At 37.9% G+C, this 19439-nt stretch carries 27 protein-coding genes, 1 pseudogene and 1 riboswitch; of the genes and pseudogenes, 5 read left to right on the top strand and 23 right to left on the bottom strand.

Going from position 1 to position 19439, the window contains the following annotated elements:
- Positions 1-32: 32 nt before the first annotated feature.
- Positions 33-1391, top strand: coding sequence for a YfcC family protein (locus GJU41_RS20860; RefSeq protein ID WP_154319466.1), 1359 nt, complete (start codon positions 33-35; stop codon positions 1389-1391).
- Positions 1392-1458: 67 nt separating this feature from the next.
- On the opposite strand, the gene GJU41_RS20855 is transcribed toward GJU41_RS20860, so the two are convergent.
- The 14 genes from GJU41_RS20855 to GJU41_RS20790 form a co-directional block, all read right to left on the bottom strand.
- Positions 1459-1755, bottom strand: a complete 297-nt coding sequence (locus tag GJU41_RS20855) for a putative quinol monooxygenase (protein ID WP_070877810.1) — start codon at positions 1753-1755, stop codon at positions 1459-1461.
- Between the two features lie 35 nt (positions 1756-1790).
- Positions 1791-2426 (bottom strand): nitroreductase family protein, encoded by a 636-nt coding sequence (locus tag GJU41_RS20850; RefSeq protein WP_070877809.1) that lies wholly within the window; start codon positions 2424-2426, stop codon positions 1791-1793.
- Positions 2427-2470: 44 nt separating this feature from the next.
- Positions 2471-2902 carry a MarR family winged helix-turn-helix transcriptional regulator gene (locus GJU41_RS20845; RefSeq protein ID WP_175443528.1) on the bottom strand — a complete coding sequence of 144 codons (432 nt, stop codon included), beginning with the start codon at positions 2900-2902 and terminating at the stop codon, positions 2471-2473.
- A 186-nt stretch (positions 2903-3088) separates the two neighbouring features.
- Positions 3089-3904, bottom strand: coding sequence for a lipid II flippase Amj family protein (locus GJU41_RS20840; protein WP_070877807.1), 816 nt, complete (start codon positions 3902-3904; stop codon positions 3089-3091).
- Between the two features lie 51 nt (positions 3905-3955).
- Complete coding sequence (locus GJU41_RS20835; RefSeq protein WP_224771457.1) at positions 3956-4774, bottom strand: metallophosphoesterase family protein; 819 nt, start codon at positions 4772-4774, stop codon at positions 3956-3958.
- Between the two features lie 67 nt (positions 4775-4841).
- Positions 4842-5156: a hypothetical protein gene (locus GJU41_RS20830; RefSeq protein WP_154319464.1), complete on the bottom strand. Its 315-nt coding sequence runs from the start codon at positions 5154-5156 to the stop codon at positions 4842-4844.
- A 126-nt stretch (positions 5157-5282) separates the two neighbouring features.
- On the bottom strand, positions 5283-5714 hold the full coding sequence (locus GJU41_RS20825; protein WP_070877805.1) for a VOC family protein: 432 nt from the start codon (positions 5712-5714) through the stop codon (positions 5283-5285).
- A 108-nt stretch (positions 5715-5822) separates the two neighbouring features.
- Positions 5823-6494, bottom strand: coding sequence for an HAD hydrolase-like protein (locus GJU41_RS20820; RefSeq protein ID WP_154319499.1), 672 nt, complete (start codon positions 6492-6494; stop codon positions 5823-5825).
- 253 nt (positions 6495-6747) lie between these two features.
- On the bottom strand, positions 6748-7410 hold the full coding sequence (locus GJU41_RS20815) for a C40 family peptidase (protein ID WP_070877803.1): 663 nt from the start codon (positions 7408-7410) through the stop codon (positions 6748-6750).
- A 443-nt stretch (positions 7411-7853) separates the two neighbouring features.
- Positions 7854-9053, bottom strand: a complete 1200-nt coding sequence (locus tag GJU41_RS20810; RefSeq protein ID WP_070877802.1) for a phosphoglycerate dehydrogenase — start codon at positions 9051-9053, stop codon at positions 7854-7856.
- A gap of 62 nt (positions 9054-9115) precedes the next feature.
- Positions 9116-9194: riboswitch (ZMP/ZTP riboswitch) on the bottom strand.
- A gap of 131 nt (positions 9195-9325) precedes the next feature.
- Positions 9326-10396 carry a HAMP domain-containing sensor histidine kinase gene (locus tag GJU41_RS20805; RefSeq protein WP_154319463.1) on the bottom strand — a complete coding sequence of 357 codons (1071 nt, stop codon included), beginning with the start codon at positions 10394-10396 and terminating at the stop codon, positions 9326-9328.
- Complete coding sequence (locus tag GJU41_RS20800) at positions 10393-11079, bottom strand: response regulator transcription factor (RefSeq protein ID WP_139149142.1); 687 nt, start codon at positions 11077-11079, stop codon at positions 10393-10395. The genes GJU41_RS20805 and GJU41_RS20800 overlap by 4 nt, the downstream gene beginning before the upstream one ends.
- Positions 11080-11081: 2 nt before the next feature.
- Entirely contained in the window at positions 11082-11657 is a 576-nt protein-coding gene (locus tag GJU41_RS20795) for a class I SAM-dependent methyltransferase (RefSeq protein ID WP_070877799.1), read from the bottom strand.
- A 130-nt stretch (positions 11658-11787) separates the two neighbouring features.
- Positions 11788-12282 (bottom strand): lactoylglutathione lyase family protein, encoded by a 495-nt coding sequence (locus GJU41_RS20790; RefSeq protein WP_070877798.1) that lies wholly within the window; start codon positions 12280-12282, stop codon positions 11788-11790.
- Between the two features lie 119 nt (positions 12283-12401).
- Here GJU41_RS20790 and GJU41_RS20785 point away from each other — a divergent pair, with 119 nt between their 5' ends.
- Positions 12402-12767 carry a winged helix-turn-helix transcriptional regulator gene (locus GJU41_RS20785; RefSeq protein ID WP_070877797.1) on the top strand — a complete coding sequence of 122 codons (366 nt, stop codon included), beginning with the start codon at positions 12402-12404 and terminating at the stop codon, positions 12765-12767.
- Positions 12768-12769: 2 nt separating this feature from the next.
- Positions 12770-12892, top strand: coding sequence for a hypothetical protein (locus GJU41_RS25325; protein WP_263596928.1), 123 nt, complete (start codon positions 12770-12772; stop codon positions 12890-12892).
- Between the two features lie 341 nt (positions 12893-13233).
- Here the strand turns inward: GJU41_RS25325 and GJU41_RS20780 are convergent, their stop codons facing one another.
- The 3 genes from GJU41_RS20780 to GJU41_RS25495 form a co-directional block, all read right to left on the bottom strand.
- Entirely contained in the window at positions 13234-13794 is a 561-nt protein-coding gene (locus GJU41_RS20780) for a P-loop NTPase family protein (protein WP_070877796.1), read from the bottom strand.
- 95 nt (positions 13795-13889) lie between these two features.
- Entirely contained in the window at positions 13890-14714 is an 825-nt protein-coding gene (locus GJU41_RS20775; protein ID WP_070877795.1) for a sugar nucleotide-binding protein, read from the bottom strand.
- Between the two features lie 24 nt (positions 14715-14738).
- Complete coding sequence (locus GJU41_RS25495; protein WP_170292872.1) at positions 14739-14843, bottom strand: DUF3953 domain-containing protein; 105 nt, start codon at positions 14841-14843, stop codon at positions 14739-14741.
- 230 nt (positions 14844-15073) lie between these two features.
- Here GJU41_RS25495 and GJU41_RS20765 point away from each other — a divergent pair, with 230 nt between their 5' ends.
- Together GJU41_RS20765 and GJU41_RS20760 are read left to right on the top strand one after the other, a co-directional pair.
- On the top strand, positions 15074-15994 hold the full coding sequence (locus GJU41_RS20765; RefSeq protein ID WP_070877794.1) for a S66 peptidase family protein: 921 nt from the start codon (positions 15074-15076) through the stop codon (positions 15992-15994).
- Positions 15995-16052: 58 nt separating this feature from the next.
- The gene (locus GJU41_RS20760) at positions 16053-16769 is read left to right on the top strand and encodes a vanadium-dependent haloperoxidase (protein ID WP_070877793.1); all 717 of its coding nucleotides are present in this window, start codon (positions 16053-16055) and stop codon (positions 16767-16769) included.
- A gap of 339 nt (positions 16770-17108) precedes the next feature.
- On the opposite strand, the gene GJU41_RS20755 is transcribed toward GJU41_RS20760, so the two are convergent.
- The 6 genes and pseudogenes from GJU41_RS20755 to GJU41_RS20735 form a co-directional block, all read right to left on the bottom strand.
- The gene (locus tag GJU41_RS20755) at positions 17109-17414 is read right to left on the bottom strand and encodes a hypothetical protein (RefSeq protein WP_154319462.1); all 306 of its coding nucleotides are present in this window, start codon (positions 17412-17414) and stop codon (positions 17109-17111) included.
- Positions 17401-17628 (bottom strand): helix-turn-helix domain-containing protein, encoded by a 228-nt coding sequence (locus GJU41_RS20750; RefSeq protein ID WP_070877790.1) that lies wholly within the window; start codon positions 17626-17628, stop codon positions 17401-17403. Before GJU41_RS20750 ends, GJU41_RS20755 begins: the two co-directional genes overlap by 14 nt.
- A gap of 9 nt (positions 17629-17637) precedes the next feature.
- Positions 17638-18114 (bottom strand): DUF2975 domain-containing protein, encoded by a 477-nt coding sequence (locus tag GJU41_RS20745; RefSeq protein WP_154319461.1) that lies wholly within the window; start codon positions 18112-18114, stop codon positions 17638-17640.
- Between the two features lie 249 nt (positions 18115-18363).
- Entirely contained in the window at positions 18364-18486 is a 123-nt protein-coding gene (locus GJU41_RS25320) for a hypothetical protein (protein WP_263596927.1), read from the bottom strand.
- A 24-nt stretch (positions 18487-18510) separates the two neighbouring features.
- Positions 18511-18963, bottom strand: coding sequence for an NUDIX hydrolase (locus GJU41_RS20740; protein ID WP_154319460.1), 453 nt, complete (start codon positions 18961-18963; stop codon positions 18511-18513).
- 28 nt (positions 18964-18991) lie between these two features.
- Positions 18992-19366 (bottom strand): annotated as a pseudogene (locus GJU41_RS20735) (alpha/beta fold hydrolase); the annotation flags it as partial.
- Positions 19367-19439: the final 73 nt, after the last annotated feature.

Genomic DNA, 19439 nt, shown 5'->3' with positions numbered 1-19439 from the left:
ACCAAGCCAAAAGAAAACAAAGAAAATGGGAAATGCCTGATACCTATGTCATCCTGTTTGTCATTCTTCTGATCTGTGTCCTTGTTACTTATTTAGTACCTGCAGGCAGTTTTGAAAGAGAGACAATTGACGGTGTCAGCAGAGTTATTCCAGGCACTTATTCAAACGCAGAACAAAGCCCTGCAGAATTTATGGATATCTTTCTTGCTCTTCAGCAGGGAATGATTGATTCAGCCGGACTCATCTTTTTAGTGCTGTTCGCTGGGGGCGCTTTTGAAGTGATTGAACGATCAGGTGCAATAAAAAGCGGAATATTAAAAGCAGTAAATAAAACAAAAGGAAAAGAATTTTTATTGATTGCAACTGTTTCTCTCCTTTTTTCATTAGGAGGAGCCATCGGTGCTGTTGCAAATTCGGTCATTCCATTTGTTGCAATAGGACTGATTATATGCAGAGCCATCAAGCTTGACGCGCTTGTAGCTGTGGCCATAACGTTTGGAGCAACCTTTGCCGGATTTAATGTAGGCTTTTTAAATCCATATACAGTGGGAATTGCTCATTCGATTGCAGATCTTCCACTTTTCTCAGGAATGGGACTAAGAATCGCTGCTTTTACTGTTATTGTCGGTGCAACCATCTTCTATACTTGGAGCTACGCAAAAAAAGTCCTTAATGACCCAGATAAAAGCCTTGTTGGAATACTGGAAGAAAAAAATGAAACATCGCTTCTCTCAGAGTCATTCACTGTCAGACATAAATTGATTTTGGGGTTTGTGCTGCTGGCATTCAGTTTTTTTGTTTATTCCACCATTGAATTTCAATGGACAATTGACCATATGGCCGCTTTTTTTATCCTAATCGGCATTATTTGCGGAATCATTGCAGGTTTCAAATACAATGAACTGACATTAATTTTTCTGGAAGGGTGCCAAAAACTTGTTTACGGCGCTTTAATCATAGGCGTTGCCAGAGCTATTTTGGTCATCCTTGAAAACAGCTTAATCCTCGACACAATGGTACAGGCCCTTTCAGTGCCGCTTGAAAATTTGTCTCCTGTCTTCGCTGCATTAGGAATGTTCTTCTCCAATGCTATTCTTAATTTTCTTGTCCCCTCCGGAAGCGGACAAGCCATGATTGCAATGCCTATCCTAACACCTCTTTCTGACATGACGGGAGTTCCCCGGCAGGTGGCCGTTCAGGCGTTTCAGTTTGGAGATGGTTTTACAAACAGCATCTTTCCTACTTCAGGACCGCTGATGGCAAGCTTGGCAGTTGCTGGAGTACCTTGGATAAAGTGGGCTAAATGGATGCTTCCCCTCTTCTTCATTTGGGTTGTTATTGCGATTATCATGCTGACCATAGCGACTTTATTAAACTGGGGGCCATTATAAGATAAATTTCATTTCAATAAAAAAGCCCCATTCGAGTTGCTTGGAATGGGGCTTTTTTAATCAACATTTATTTCTCAATCGGTTTACCATTAAACATTTTCACTTGAAGCGGAGCTGCCAGAAATTGCGGGGCTTTGCCTACAAAAGAAGTAAAGTGCTCACTAGAGTTGTGTGCCGCAACTGCTTCAGCACTTTCCCAAACCTCTACCATCGTATAAGCACCGTCCTGCTCTGTATCTTTCATTAAATCATATGAGATATTGCCGCTTTCAGCTCTTGAAGCTGCAACTAACGTGCGGATTTCGTTTAAAAAATCATTTTCCTTTTCGGCATTTACTTTAAATCCAGCATGAATAATAATCATTCTATTTTCCCCATTTCAATCATTAATTTTTGAACTTACTTCCACTCTGCAATAGCATCAATCGGCAGGCGCACTGATTTGTACCCCGCATCAGCAGCTTTTCCGATTGAGAGAAGCATAACAGGATAATAACGGTTCTTGTCCAAGTCAAAGGCTTCCGCAATTTGATCTTTTTCAAAACCGCCGATTGGGTTCGTGTCATAACCATGAGCACGGGCCACTAGCATGAGCTGCATCGATACTAGACCTGCATCAATCAGATTCATTTCTTTTGTTTGCTCAAACGTCATTGCTTCAAAGAAACCTTTTATTGCAGGCACTTGCTGATCTCTTACTGCAGCAGGCATGTGCCCTTCTTCAACTGCTTTATTATAAATTTCATCAAGATATAAATCACTTTTCATATCTGCAAACACGGCGATGACGGCTGAAGAAGTCTCAACTTGTCTTTGATTGAATCTGGCAAGAGGAGCAAGCGTTTCTTTTCCTTCTTTCGAGTCAATCACAACAAAACGCCATGGCTGCAAGTTAACAGATGATGGTGCAAGAGAAGCTTCAGTTAAAATTTCCGTCATTTCCTCTTTGCTGATTTTCACATTTGGATCATAGCTGCGAATGGAACGGCGTCCCGTTACAATTTCCTTAAAGTCGTTTACTAATGTTTTATTCATGGTTCATTCTCCTTTTATGTCAATCATGATGCGTTCGTTTTCTGCTACTGAATCTTCTCCACATTTCCTTGAATACGGCTCAGCATATTTAACAGAGAGGAACGTTCTTCTTCTGAAAAGTCTTTTAAAACATTTGAAATGAATCGCTGCTTTTCTTCTTTATAAGCAATAATCTTCGATCGGCCTTCTTCTGTCAGTTTCACAAAAGTAACACGGTTATCAGCAGGATTTTTCCTGCGCACAACCATTCCTTTTTCCTCGAGCTGCTTTAAATGTCTCGTTACTGCCGCATTATCAATGTTCACTTTCTTTTGCAGGGCAGTCTGGCTGATTTCATCTGCTTCATAAAGCTCATGCAAAAGCTCAAGCCTTGATTGGCTGATTCCTGTGCACCGTTCAAACTTAGGCATTGTAAGCTTATTTATCTCATATAATCGATAGACTATTTTTTCATCCAGATTGCACGAGTTGGACAAACGCATCCTCCTCCTTTTTTAATTAATTGACGGGTCAATCATTGAGCTATCAACTAATATAATAGAATTGCTTTTTAAAGTCAAACAAATTGATTTGAATGTAAATCCAATAAAGATATTTCCTGCATATTTTACGTATGAGAAAAAGCGTCCCTTTTAATAAGAAACGCCCGCATTCATCAGTATTTAAACAATAAATTTCGTTAACCACGCTACATATTGAGCCCCGGGTATAAACAGCAGCTGTGCTAATAGCGTTCCAAATAGCCTTGAGGTGATCATCATGATGGAAATGCTTTTTAACTTGGTGTAACTTCCTTTATTATTAACCACATCATCCGCCAGTACTGAAATCTTAGGGTCTATCAGGATAACAAGCAAGATGGTGGCTATTCCATTTATTAATCCTGACGCCATGATCGCAGTAGATGATCGATCTGGCACTAATAGCGCTGCGTATAAAGCAGATAAAACGCCAATTGTATAGATGGACGTAATGATCATATTAATAAAAAAGAGTTTAATCGGAATCTGTTTCATATTGATCGTCATAAAATAACTCTTTTTCGGCGGCTGAATATGTTTGATTCCTCTTTTTAAATACTCAAAAGAGAGAACTCTTTTCAATAAAAGAGGGATCGATCCTCTGGCATCGGACAAATGGATAATAGCTCTTGAAAATAGCGCAATGAAAGTCGGCAATAATACAATTCCTAAAACGGTTCCAAGCGTAGAAGATGCAATAAGAATGCGATATTGATTTTCAACATAGAGCAGTGTATTTTCCTTGGGTGCAAGGTCAACAAGACTTCCTGTAAATGGCTGCTGCATCATATTTGCCATTCTTGAAACGATCACCATTAAATTAAACAGAGAAAGAGCTGAGGCAATCATTTTCACTCTGGCTCCAGAAAGCCGTACAGCGTATGCCAGCGTTTCAATACAGTGAATAATTAATATAAATAAAGAGATAAATAAGACTCTGTCTGAAATAAAGTCCATTTGATCTACCTGCTTTTATGTAAGATGAGTTGAGACTTATGTACACAATCTTCAACTCTTGCAGCTTTTAACATCATATTGTTTCACAGAATTCCCCATTATCTCCAAACAATTTAACTGACCTCCATATGCACATGAACCATCGATGGCTATCTTCTTATTTCCAAAATAAATATCGTTGGAAGGATGCAGAAGTGAAGCTGGCGTATGCCCATGGACTATCGTATTAGCATGATGATGCTCATTCTTTAGGAAGTGATCTCTGATCCACATAAAATCCTTATTTTCAGTGCTTTTCCAATCTCTAAGAGAAGGATTGATGCCTGCATGTACAAAAAGATAATCATCTATTTCATAATAGTATGGAAGCTTGTCCAGAAACTCTAAATGGGCTTGGTTGTGATTCTGAATATGCTGTTTCGCTTTTTTTACTAACTGATCCTCATAGCCCCTTTCTTTAAACCATCCAGGACCTGCGTAGCTTGAAATGGTTGCATAACCTCCGTTTCTGAAAAAATGCAGATCGTTTCGATCATTATCAATCCTGATCCAGTCAAGAAACATTTGATCATGATTTCCACGCAGAGCAATGGCCCCTTCATCAGCCAGACTCATGACTTTGGACAACGTTTCCCTGCTGTTTGGCCCTCTATCCAAGTAATCACCCAGCAGGATTAACTGGTCGCTTTCGGGATTGTATTTAATCAATTCTATTAATTTCATTAATTCATCGAAACATCCGTGAAGATCACTGATTGCCAAAATTCTTTTAATGCGAATCGACTCCCTGCAAACAATATTCATAATCTCTTTCCACTTTTGATTGTCCAATTCCTTCTTTTCTTCAACAAGAAACTCGCAAGCTTCCATCAATAAATAGCGTTCCTTCTTAATGAAGAAACGCCAGTTTAGTTTGCGAATGAAAGAAATTACTTTATCAAGTCAAAAAGGAATACAACAAGAAATAGAGAATCATACACAAAATCGAGCCAATTAAGAATGGACTGATTCTGAACGTTACTTTATCATACTTGGGTTCATACCTTCCTCCCATGGCATTAAACGCTGCAAACTCTGAGTTTCTTGAAAGCAAATCCCCAGAAGATCCTATTAAAAAAGCAAAAAAGATAAAGAAAGCTGAGCCAAAAAACATAGTTGTTAAAAAATCGGTTTTAAAGAAAAAGGAAATTCCCAAAATTAATGCTGCTTCAACTATTAACGTGATGAACACAAAAAGTGTATATCTAAGCATATAACACTCCTCCAATCCAATCCTTAAATAAATATACGGTTGGAGGGTGACTAAGTTTCAGAAAAATCAAACTTTTTTATCATTAATTCTAAAAAGTTAACTTATATAAATTCTGAACTCAAAAAATCATGCTTTATGCTTCTGCTCAGACTGAAAAAATGCTTTATATGCCGGACTCAGTTCACTCCAAACATCAAATGCATTTCCGTCTGGATCATGAAAAACAAAGTTTTTTCCAGCGTGTCCTCTGTTTTCAATTTTGCTGACTCTCATCCCTTTTCCCAAGAATTCACTGTGAATTTGCTCTAATGCATCAAGCCCATTCACCTCAAAAGTAAGCGAAAAATGCTCTTGACCACAATGATCATAAAAATTAGAGCTTTGTCCATCTGAAGCTTTTACTAGAAAAATACTTTGGTTCGCCAAATCTAAAATAGCTTTATCCTCATCTTTGTAGTTTATTCTCGCACCAAGATTGTTTACATACCATTCTGAGGACCGTTCTGCATTTTTCACGGGTATGTACGTTGTTCCGATTCTTACTAATTTCTCGTTCACTTGATTGCCCCCTCAAATAGCTGGATCTTTGGCTAGCTCTATTTCACCCATCAACCTTTTTCAGGAAGATTTCTGATAATTTTCCATGACAAAAAATATATCAATTTATCAGTCTAATACACGCATAGTTATAAGGCTTGTTATAGCATGAACTTCAAGCAAGTCTTCCACAACATAATCAGCCAGAGCTAATTCTTCTTCCTGAGCAAAATCAAACTTACAGCCTATTGAAATGAATTGATTATCTTTTGCAGCCATTATGTCTGAGAGCCTGTCACCCACAACGAAACCATCCTTAATTAGATGCTTTTCAGCAATACGTTTTACTAAATCAGACTTGTTCTGTGACTGGATTTGCTGAATGCTGAAGGTTTCCGTAATCCATTCTTGCAGTCCATAATGCCGTACAATAGCCTCCAAATACTCTGTTTGTCCATTACTTGCGATAAAAAGATGATGATGATCAGCTTTCAGGTTTTGGAACAGCGCTTGAACATTAGGATACAAAGCGCCTCTGCCAGATTCAATTGTTAGGATCAGCTGTTCATGAAATTCCTCATTGGCAAACGTCCTGTCTTCCAGTGTATGTTCCGGCAAAAGGGTTTCCCAGACCACCGGAAGCGGCACTCCCATAATCTTTCTGTACACTTCAATCGGTGTTTCTTTATTCCATTTCTTTTGATCCCTTAACAGCTGGAATGTTTCATTAAGCGACCATTCCAGGATTTTGTCTGTCTGAAAGAGGGTTCCATCCATGTCAAAAATAACGGCTGAAGACATCACATACACTCCTGCTTCTTTTCTTAATTGTGAATTCACTTTACTCTTACTTCCCCTATATTCTGTTAAAAACAGCAGTATAGTTTCCTATATTTTCTCATTTAATAGTATCAGAGAAAAGGCAAATGATAGGGAGTTTTTTTACTTTTGCAAGAAAAAGAAAGCGCACAATGTTTAAGATAGATACAAAAATGCTAACCATCAAATTGATGACTAGCATTTAAGGGAATTAAATTCAATTGCGATAAAACTATTAATATTTTTTAGCCCCTAAATATCTCTCAGACCAATAGGAGTTGTTCATTGAAGTAATCGTGACACCTTTAGAAGAAGAACTATGAATGAATTGATTATTCCCTATATATATACCTGCGTGAGACGCCCCTGTCTTATATGTCTCAAAGAATACTAAATCTCCTGCCTTGGGCGATGAAACTTTTACTCCCTGCTTATAAATATCAGCTACTGTTCTAGGAAGCTTTTTACCTGTGCTTTCTTTTACAACATAATTTAAGTATCCGCTGCAATCAAACCCTTTTGGAGACATTCCGCCCCATTTATAGGGTACGTTTAAATATTTTTTTGCAGTAGTTGCGATATTGGACTTATTCTGAACAACTGGCTGACTTGCTTGCTTCCCTAAAGCTTTATATGTATTTTTTCCTGCAATTCCATCTGCTTTTAATCCTTTAGCTTTTTGGAACTTAATAACTGCGTTCTTTGTAATAGGACCAAAATATGTAGTTGTTGATTTATTAGTAAAGTAACCCTTTTTTTTCAATGATTCTTGTAATTGTTTTACATCCGAATGGTACATCCCGCTTTTTAACGTCTGATCTCCCAGTGCAGCACTGCCAACAATTGGACTGCTTAATAATGCGCCTGTTAAGACAAACGATGCAATTAATTTTTTCATTCTTTACCCCCGTATTACTAAATTACTATTTTCTTAATACTATCATTGTTATGTAACAGCAATGTTTGATTTATATTTCAGTTATTTTACAAAATAGTACAAAATATGTTCAGATTATACAGCATTCGCTATTTTTGGAACTATAATTAACTTAAAAAGAACTCTCCGGCTATCCAGAAAGTTCTTTTTAACTATTGTCTTTCATTATGGCTGTTTTCGCATAGATTGTTGTTTTTCATTACAAATGATGCCCGTTCCTTTCCGCTCCAGGAACTTGCTTTCCGCGGGGAGCATGGGAGCCTCCTCGGCGTTGCCTGCGGGGTCTCCCAATTTGCTCTAATTCCCGCAGGAGTCAAGTTCCTTCCGCTGCAATCCACTAAGGGTTTTTAACATCTAGTCTAATAGCAACAAATTTTACGCAAAGAGCCTTCGTAAAACATCTTTTAGATAAAACGTGCTGTAATCATACCTTCAATCAAGTTGATTTTTCCCTCCAAATGGGGAATGATATTGTTCGTTACATTAGTATCAATGTCAATCATTGTATAGGCATAATCACCGCGGCTTCTGTTCACCATATCTGCGATGTTTAAGTCATAGCTTGAAATGGCTGAGGTAAGCTTTCCAACCATGCCGGGAACGTTTTGATGGAAAGCTGCTACACGCTGCTTCCCTGTATATGGAAGGCAGGCATTTGGAAAATTCACAGAGTTTTTTATGTTTCCTGTCTGCAGGAAATCCCTTATCTGGCGCCCCGCCATAATAGCACAATTTTCCTCAGATTCTTTTGTTGAAGCCCCAATATGTGGTGTACACACAGTGTTTTTCATTTTTAATACATTTTCATTTGGAAAGTCTGTAATATATTGACCCACTATGCCGGATTCAAGAGCAGCTTCCATATCCGTTTCATTCACAAGTTCCCCGCGTGAGAAATTCAAAATATGAACACCAGGTTTCATCATGCTGAATGTCGCTTGGTTAAACATTCCCCTTGTATCATCCGTTAATGGTGTGTGTACTGTTATATAATCAGCGCTTGCAAACAGCTCCTCAATGGTTAAAGCACGTTGAACATTACGTGATAAATTCCAGGCTGTATCAACAGAGATAAATGGGTCAAAGCCAATCACATCCATGTCTAAAGCAATCGCATCATTCGCTACAAGTGCACCAATTGCACCTAATCCAATGACACCAAGAGTCTTACCCTTAATTTCTTTTCCTGCAAATTGTTTTTTTCCTGCTTCCACAAGCTGTGGAACTTGTTCCCCTTCGGCTTCTAATGTCTTTGTCCATGAAACACCGGCAAATAGGTTGCGTGATGAAGCCATTAATGAGGTTAAAACCATTTCTTTTACAGCATTAGCATTAGCACCAGGGGTATTAAAAACCACTATTCCCTGCTCTGTACATTTGTCGACAGGAATATTATTGACTCCTGCCCCGGCCCGGGCGATTGCTTTTAATTGATGACCGAATTCCATTGAATGCATATTAAAGCTGCGAACCATAATGGCATCAGGATTTTCACAATCATTATCGACCATAAAGGTATCCTTTTGAAATACATTTAAACCGCCTTCTGCAATATTGTTTAATGTTTTAATTTTTTTCACTGTGTCTAATGTAATTGTGCTCATATTTTTCTCCTTTTTTTATAATAGTTTTTTAATAAACAGAAAGAGGTAAGGGATAAATCCCTTACCTCTGCCCAGGCGAACGGCTGCGACACTATGTGCTCCCCCGCGGTTATCCGCGTTTCGCCAGTTACACATAGTCTTTTGATTTCTTCCATTCTATCAATTTCTTAACCAGCCTTCAACCGAAAAATGTTTTTATTTATAATTTTCTAATAAAAATGTCTATATAAACACTTAATAATTCTCTATAAAAACACGGCCGGATTGCCCTTTTATAATGGAACTTCCACTGTAAAAGTCATCCAGCCCTCATCATATGCTGCTCCTATCGAACCGCCGTGCAGTTCAACAATTCTTTTAGCGATAGCAAGGCCGAGGCCAGTCCCGCCATCTTCTTTTCTTGCCTGATCTGCCCGGTAGAAACGGTCAAATAATTTATCAAGATCCTGTGCAGGTGCTTCTATTACTTGATTAGAAATGGAAAACAGAACGCGGTCTTCTTTTTGCTTCAGACGAATTTTGATCGTTGAAGGTTTTATACTGTACTTTGAAGCATTTGTCATCAGGTTGTCGAAGACCCGAATCATTTTTTCTACATCCATCCCCACTGGAAGAGTTTCTTCACAAATGGTTTTTTCCACTTGAAGTCCTTCCGCTTCCAATATCGGTATATATTCTCCGACAAATTGATCAATGACACTTGTTAAATCGACCTCGTCGATATTGATTTGAATATCGGGACTTGTTAATTTGTTGTATGTGAACAGTTCATCGATCAAATGTTTTAAATTTTGGGACTTCGCATGAATGGTCTCTATATACGTGCTGAGGTCAAAATCACTTAATCTTTCCCTTTGCCGCAGCAGTTCAATATAGCCGATAATTGAAGTTAATGGCGTTCTGACATCGTGAGAAATACTGGTTATTAAATCGTTTTTTGTTCGTTCGATTTCTCTCTCATGGAGAAATTTCGTTTGCAGCTCTTTTGACATCCGGTTGATGTTTTTGCCTAAATCCGAGAGCTCATCTTTTCCTTTTACCTCTATGGCATAACCCAGGTTCCCGTTTGCAATGCTTTGGACTCCCTCAGTAATGGAATTTAGATAGACGATTTTTTTTCTGATTAAGAGCCAGAAGCATACGATAAAAAGGATGATGATGGCTGTGAAGGTAATGAAAATCAACAGATTATACTGAAGAATACTCATCTCTTCGAGCGGTTCAACAATGATGTACCTTACTAAAATATTTGAGAAAACGGATAAAGATAAAAGTGAGATCAAAAAACTGACGGCGATGGCAAAAAGCAGCTTTACACTCAGTCTGTTCCAAAATTTGCTCATATCTTGTACCCTACTCCCCATACCGTTTTTATGTACAAAGGGCGTTTAGGATCTTCTTCTATTTTTTCTCTGATCTTCGTAATATGCACCATTACCGTGTTATCGGACTTGAAAAAATCTTGCTTCCAGACGGATTCATAAATTTTTCGAACGTTCATCACATTTCCTTTATTGAAGGCAAGCAGGGTTAAAATATCAAATTCTTTTGGAGTCAGCCTCACTTCTTTTCCGCTGACATGCACCTGACAAGTGTCAGTGTTGATGAGCAAATCTCCTATTTCAATGATTCGGCTGTCTTCCTCTGCCTTTTCATTGTATTTTTTATATCTTCTCAGCTGAGATTTTACTCTCGCCAGCAACTCGAGCGGGTTGAATGGCTTCGTCAGATAGTCATCTGCTCCAGATGCCAGCCCTTGAATTTTATCCATATCCTCCGATTTGGCAGAAATCATAATAATCGGCATGTTTCTTTCTTCTCTGATCTTCATGCATGCCTCGATTCCATTCATCTCAGGCATCATAATATCCAATATGATAAGGTCAAACACTTCTTTATCCAGCATTTTAAGTGCTTCTATCGCATTATCAGCTTCAAACGCGGTGATTCCTTCATTTTCAATATAAATAGAAATCAGTTTTCGTATCTCTTTATCGTCATCTACTATTAAAATCTTTCCCGCCAAATTCATTCACTCTCCTTCATTCCGTTGCTGCAGCTCAGCACATAAGCCGGCGGTAAATTCAGATATTCTCTTTGGCAGCTCATTTCACTAAAGTACTGACCAATTAAATTCTTTTTTAAAAGACTGTATTGAAAGGTAATGAATGTTCCCTTACCTCCAAGGATTCGTCTAGTCTCATCCAGAATTAAGAGCGTAAGATCCTTTGGCAGACTGGCAAAAGGAAGTCCGGAAATGATATAGTCTGCAGCAGGTATTTTATACTGTTTCATGTATTTTCCTGTGTCTTCTGCGGATCCGTTGATCACAATCAGGTTCTTCTCATTTAAATACTTCTTTGTTAGCATGCTGCAAAACGCTGCATTTTGTTCAATTAAAATGATCTGCGTTTCTCTTCTTCGCTTTTCAATTAGTTTATCTGTAAAAATACCCGTACCAGGCCCATATTCTATAATATAGTCAGCAGTTTGAAAATCAATATGTTCTGTCATCCGCTCCGCAAGCTTGGAAGAACTCGGAAATAAGGCTCCCACCGATCTCGGTTTATTTATATATTGAAAGATAAAAGCTATAGAATTCATTTTCATCACTCCGTGTTTATTGGTATGCTTTGATCATAAAGGTCAAATCTTAACATTTACCCGGAGAAATTCTTAAGAATCCTTAACAAAAGAAAGAGGACCGAAACCGGCCCTCTAAACTATCCTTCTATTAATATGCACCTTCAGAATACGTCAGCTCATAGCTGTGTGTATAAATCTCAAAAATGTTTCCGAATGGATCTTCCACATAAACCATTTTAAATGGCTTCTCATTAGGATAATACTCTCTGATCGGCATGCGCTGTTTGCCGCCATGTTCTTTGATTTTTTCAACCATGCCTTCAATATCAGGATCCTGGATACAGAAATGAAAGATTCCTGTTTTCCAGTACTCGAAGTTATTCTCTGGTTTCTCGTTATGAGGAAACTCAAATAGTTCAATTCCAATTTTGTCACCTGTTGAAAGATGGGCAATCCGGAATGTGTCCCACTCGTCTCCAAACACATCGCGGCACATATGGCCAATGGCTGTATCATCATTTTCAACTTTTGATGGCTCCATTAAGACATACCAGCCAAACACCTCTGTATAAAATTTAACTGCCTTGTCCAGGTCTGGAACGGAAAGGCCTATATGAGAAAATGATCTAGGATAGGTTAACATTGATAAAACTCCTCCTCGGCTGTAGTATTTAATCACCAGCTCATTTATTGTAACGAATGATTTTCTATGATGTAAGTATGCACTTTTAGGTCAGTTACTATCATAGAGGTAAGAAAGGAATGAAGGTTTCGGTGACAATACCTGTAAATAAGGAAGGAAAGCTCAAGTGCTCCATTGAATATACATTAAGCAAGATCGGAGGAAAATGGAAAACTGTTATCCTGTGGCATTTAGGAAAAGATGGCACGCTGCGTTACAATGAGCTCCGCAGATTATTGACCGGTGTCTCTCACAAAGTGATGAGCAGGCAATTAAAAGAGCTTGAAGATGATGGTTTTATCGAGCGGAAGCAATATAACACGATGCCTCCCAAAGTGGAATATTCTATGAGCAAAAAAGGAAAAACACTAATGCCAGTCCTTGAGCAAATGCATTTGTGGGGAACAGCGCATTGGGACGAATCTGAAATATCCGGGGAGGAATAAGAATGGCCTGGCTGATTGGTTTATTGGTTGGAGCATTAAGTTTAGCATTTGCAGTTGATGTTAGAAGGAAGAATACGTTCAACAAAAAGCTGTCAGTCACCGTCCAGGAGAAGACAAGAATGTGACCACGGGAGATAACCGTTATTCGAGCGGCGGGGAATAATGCATTTTCGGAAAGCGCGCCAATTAAAATTGGAAACCCGCGAATTAATATCATAACCCCTCCAATTAAATTGGAAACCCCGTGAATTAATTTCATAACCCCGCCAATTAAATTTAAAACCCCGTGAATTAATTTCATAACTCCGCAAATCTAATGGAGAGTCTGTTTCAGGCTTTCCATTCATCTTTCAAAATACTATATAAAAAAGAATTCCTCCAGCTGCCGTCCTGCACCTTCAGATCCCCCGGGATTCTTCCCTCTTTTGTCATTCCTGTCTTTTGCATAACTTTAGACGAACCAACATTATTTTGGTGACAATCGGCATAAATCCTGTGTATTCCTTCTGAATCTGTCCAAGCAATATGCTGCTTCACGATTAGTAGATATGACTAATAGTTTGTTTCTATATTTTCCGTAAAAATGAAGGAAATTGGGTTTTCCCTTTTCTTCAAAGTAACGGTTCCATTTAAACATGTTTAAAAATATTTTCACCGTTGGCTTATAGTTTGACTTTTCTACTCGAAGTTTTTGCAGGAAAAACCTTTTCATAATCCGGTAAGTTCTCACAGAATAACGCGGATCTAAGAAAATGATCAAATCTGCTTGGTGAAAGCTAGCAGAAACCCATGTTTCGTTATGAACCCCTTCAATAATCCAAGTCCGAGAGAAGATAATCGATTTTAAATAGGAATCTCTTTCTGCATCTGTTCTTTTGATATCACCTGATTGATCCCTCATCCAGACAACGTTATCTAATTCATAATAAGGAATATTCAATATAGAGGATAATTCTCTTGCGAGCGTTGTTTTTCCGCTGCCGACGGAGCCGATTATCCGTATTTTATTTGGAGTTTTCAAGTTCAACTGTTCAATCACCTCGTTCAAGATTTATTCGCTTCGTGTTTGGAGATTTCCTTCTGATCATTAGAAAAAGCGCCCCATATTTCTTACGGGAACGCTCATTTCACATTTACTAATTCCTGAATAATTTCTGCACAGGTAGATCTTAGTTCATGAGGGATGTCTGTTCTGATCGAATGAAGTCCAAAATAATACGTATTTTCTTTCTCAAATAAGGTGTTATTTTTTATAGTGTGTTTTTTGCTGGTTAGCTTTTTCACTATTTCTTGAATAAATTCACCATGTGACTTCATGTCAGTTGATCCTAAATGAAAGATGCCTTGCAATCCTTTTTCAATAATAAATCTCATTTGTATGGCTAGGTGCCTGTCCAAAAGATAATTGCATTCGAGGTTACTGTACACATCAATGAGTTCATTATTTTTTATACTTTCCTTAATCATCTTTAATCTGGGAGACTCTTTGCCCCAGATTGCTGGAATTCTAATCAAACTTGCATGATCTCCTAATTTCTCAGTCAGCATGTTTTCGCAGTTTATTTTAAAGTTCCCATAATCTGATTGTGAGACAGGCAAATCTGTTTCAACATGATGCTTCAAATAATCTCCATCAAATACATTTGCTGTGGAAAAATAATAGAGGGAACAATTAATGCTTTTTATTTCAGAAGCTATTTGTTTATGTATTTCATATTGATGTTCGAAATCACCCCTTAAACAAGAAATGATAACATCCGGTTTAATCATTTGAATTAGAGTCATACTTTTATCGAAATCTTTTATTTCTAATTGAAACTGTCTGGTATCAGGAAGTTTGGTCTTTGTGGAACAATACGTCCCGTATACCTCAAACCGATCCTCGAATTCTTCTATTAACGCTTTTCCGACCAATCCGCTTGCCCCAAGTATCAGAACCTTTTTCATTTGAATTCTCCTCCTGATAATCAGTTAGTAAATTTTTATAAAAACATAGAGCACAAATAGGGACGCTAAAATCGCTATAAAGCCAGTCTCCTTCTTTTTCGCTTTCAGTTCAGATACTCCTGCAGCCAATAACAATAAACCTGCTAAAGGGATTATGCCGATCCCTAAAGTAATGACTGAGAATAGGATTTTAATACTTCCAGCACACCCTGCTCTTGTATAAGAATCCAGGTTAATAAAAGATTGGAAACTCAATTGCTCAATCAGTAGTTTTCATGAATATGACATATATTAAAGCACCTTTTAATACCTTTTATTATCGTAAATTATAATTGAAGCGAAATCAGGGGGAGGAAAATATGGCAATAAGACCTCCGTTGCTGCAAAGAGGGGATACGATTGGGCTGGTGACGCCTGGCAGCCCTCTTGATACAAAACTTATTAATGACAGAGTCCAATATTTGAAAGATTTGGGCTATAATGTCGTTTTCGGTAAACACGTTTATTCTTATGAGGGCATCACAGCTGCACCTGCTGAGCAAAGAGCCGCAGATGTCATGGATATGTTCAAAGATCCGAGCGTCAAAATGATCCTATCCACACGAGGAGGGACTGGGGTTCAGACCATTCTTCCTTTCCTGGATTTTAATGTTATAAAAGAGAACCCTAAAATTATATCTGGATACAGTGACATAACCGTATTATTAAATAGTTTATATCTATCTAGTGATTTAATAACGTTCCATAGCCTTATGCTGATCGATTTCAGAATAGAAACACCCGTTTATAATTTCAATCAATTCTTTGAAGCAACTTCCACATTGAATTCTCCAAGAATGATACAGAACCCGCCAGACATTCTACTGAAGAGTTTAGTGCCGGGAAATGTTACGGGTCCAATTGTGGGTGGAAATATGACTTCTTTAGTCAATACCCTTGGTACTCCCTTTGAAATTAATACACAAGGCAAAATCCTTTTTTTAGAAGACACCCATGCACCTACTACTATGATTTTCCGCTATCTTACTCAATTAATGATGTCGGGTAAGTTTCAGGATTGTCTTGGCATTATTATGGGAGAATGTACGAATTGTCTGGTATCTTATGATACTGATTATGAAGATTTAATTAATTCCCTGTTAGTCCCAATAGGAAAACCGCTGATCATCAACCTTGCTACAGGGCATGGGTTCTATAAAGCTGCTATTCCAATAGGTGCTAATGTTAATCTTAATTCCACAGATAATACACTGACTGTGCTTGAACCAAGCGTTTCTTAGTGATAGATGGATTTTGTGCAGCGAGGATGATTACTCCTAAAAACAAGGGGGGAGATAAATGAGAACAACTTACAGAAGATGGTCAGAACATCCTTACCAGGGAGAGCAAACCCCTCCTAAACCTTATTCAGCACCAGCGTATTTCCCTATGTTTTTTATCATTAGGCAAAGCAGCAATGAATTCCTCGATCCCTTTCAGCAGCGTATTACCTGGCAAATTAGAAATCCTATAGAGGTTGATTGGGGAAAAGAACTTTTTATTGTTGAACAAACATTATCTTTCCTGACGTCTCAGCAAATACGCATCGCAAATTACTGGGGAACGGTCGAAGCAACCCAGAATATGACTCCTATGATTTTCAGTTTAGCCAAAAAATACGGACTGGGATCACCGCATATTGCCAGAGTCCTCGCTTATTTTCACGCTGCTGTAAATGATGCCTTTGTGATGTCCTGGTATTTTAAATATGCTTGGGATGTGGCACGTCCAAATCAATATGGCAGAAACCTGTCTGCTGTGCTCGCTACCCCGCGCTTTCCAGCCTATCCATCTGCACACGCCGCTGTTGCAGGATGTGCAGAATCGGTATTAAGTTATTTCTTTCCGAGAGAAGCATCAGGAATAAAAAACATCATGGAAGAATGCGCTTTATCACGTTTGTATGCAGGTGCACATTTTAAGGCAGATAATGATGAAGGGCTGAGATTAGGCAGGCAAATCGGGGATATGGCTGTAAAGGTAATGAAAGCACAAAATCTCAGTGATTTTCGGTAGAATTAAAGATTGAACCCTTTATTTTTTTACATTTCATCTTGCAGTTTATGGCATTGAACTTGTAATGAGTTCAATCAAAATAGTTAAACTAAGTAAAAAAGTCATGAAACAAGCAGAAACTAAAATGATTCTGTTTCTTTTCTTTCGATAAACAAATCCCCCTAAAAGTAACGCAAGAATCCAAACAGCTATTCCACCTTCAGAAAATAATAGACTTGAATTCGCCATCCACAAAACAGTAATGATTAGATAAGTAAAGAAAATGAAAACGGTAATAAGGTTCACTTAAACCTCCATAATTTCGATTTAAGCCCACAGGATATACCGAATACTTTTCCATCACTGTAATTCACCTTTTTTCCCGAGAACAACCGATAAACCTATAAAAATATAAGCGTACGACAAAAGAATCAGTTCTAAGAAACCAAACTGGCCGAATAATCTTGTGGCGTGCTCATCTGCATAATAACCGCTCCCCGCCATATATGCTCCTACCAATAAATAGCTGGCAAATGATGCAGCGGCCAGAAGATATCCAATTACGTTCAATTTGAATCTGGAAATAGTATATATTGCGACCGGTATGTAAATAAGGCCAAGCAATAATAGAAATATCGCCACAAAAGGCGGATCATAAAATCCCATTTGTACCGGCTCCCTTGCTGTATTCCAGAATATCACCAGGCTGACAGTTCAAAGCCATGCAGACTGCCTCTAATGTTGAAAAACGGACGGCTTTTGCTTTTCCATTTTTTAAGTTTGATAAGTTTGCCATTGTAATCCCCACTCTTTCGGAAAGTTCGGTTACACTCATCTTTCTTTTTGCAAGCATCACATCAATATTAATAATTATTGCCACATCATCACCTCAGACGGTCAAGTCAATTTCTGCTTTCATTTTCAGAGCACTGCTGAAGAGTGCGTGCAGAACGGCAGCAAATAAGGCTATTGTTAATGCTGCAAAAATAATAATGAATCCTTTAAGTGCTAACCCAGCATTCATCGCATTTTGAGTGCTCAGCACAATGATTCCGGCTGTATAAATGATTGTTATAATCAACGCACATAGCTTAATTTGCTGCAAAGAAGTTACTGCATGGTCTGTAAAAGCTTGTTTATTATCAATAAAACGCAGCAGCTTTATCGCTTGAAGCAACGCATAATAAAAGGGGATGACTGTCAGATAGACACCTGCAAGAACTGGCCATTTCAAATAAGCAAACTCCGGGAATAACTCCGCCGTATAATCAGCAAGACCCGGCAGCCAAAAAAGACATAAGCATAAAACGGTTATACCCATTACAAAAACAGCCGCATATAAAAACAAAATGGTTCCGCGATTCATAAAACACCTCATTCCAATCTTTTCCTTTATCATAAATGATGTTTTATTGCTTATCAATAAATATTTGTTGTTAAATATAAAAATAACACTTCAATCGAATCATAAGCGTTCAAATCCAACTTAATAATGTAGTTTTAGTTACTTTCTCAGGGATTTCTTTGTCCATTGGTCATTTAGATGTTAAGGTACTTTCTATGCAGAACAAAAGCTCCAGTTAGACTGGAGCTTTTGTTCTGCATATATTAGCGGTTACATCGAAAACTCTTCCACCGCACCAGCTTCAATCGCTTTTTTATATTCCTTATCGGAACCCGCTAGTTCAATACCGAAGTCAATTTTGTTCACTGCTTGAGTAAAATTATGCAGCCTCATAACTAAAGTCTTTGTTCTAAAACTTTAATTATTTTTTTGTATATATAAATTGTTTATCAACCGGAAAATAAGCGGTATATTCAGCGTCTCATTATTAAAAGCATCTTTATTTCTTAAATAATTTTTTATCTGTCTTTTTCTGTTAGGCACCATTAACACAGGTAATCTATCAGGTCTAAACCAGTATACTTTTGAAGTTTCAGGTCCATCATTCATTTGTTCTCCGCCTATGACTTCACCTGAAAACAGATGCTGTATATCATTCAGCTGAGGCTGTTCATATTCTCCAATTTTCAACTTTACAGCGATTTGATAACCCGTTTCTTCTTTTGTTTCTCTAATCGCACACAATTCCAAGCTTTCACCATGGTCCAATCTTCCGCCAGGCAAATCCCATATTGGATAATCTCTTCGTTTCATTAATAATATTTCACCTTCTGAGTTTTCAATAATAGTAAAGCAGCCTTCCGTTTTCATGTTTCCCCCTCTAAGGAATGTCCTGTACCTAACAAATCAATCGTTTAATCGAATTTATCACCACTTCAGGTTCATCATGTTGAATGTAATGAGTACTATTGCTGGCAATGATCATCTCACTTTGTATGGAGATATCCAGCATTTCTTTTTGCATCTCATTCCATAGCTCTTGAGAATGGATGGAATAATGTGCTTTTTTTCCTGCGGATATAATGATTGCAGGTATGTCCAAATTTCTCTTAGTTTCCTTAAGCTGATCGAGACTATTCTTAAATTCTTCATATGTACCTTCGTATACGAATTGATTATAGTAAGCTTCCTGAAATTCTTTTGGCATCGTTGGAAGAAATCTTTCTTTGTAATTCTCCGGAGTAGAATCTACTAAAATAAGTCCAGCCACCTGATATGAACGAAACTGTCAAGGCTCCCACTCTAAATTGGTAATTGTCTTATTTTTGGGTAACTTTAAGAAGAGA

It is taken from the genome of Metabacillus idriensis (genome assembly GCF_009674765.1).
Lineage (GTDB): Bacteria > Bacillota > Bacilli > Bacillales > Bacillaceae > Bacillus_P > Bacillus_P idriensis.
Note: the sequence above shows the minus strand (reverse complement) of the source record. Positions and strands in the feature narration are given on the sequence as shown.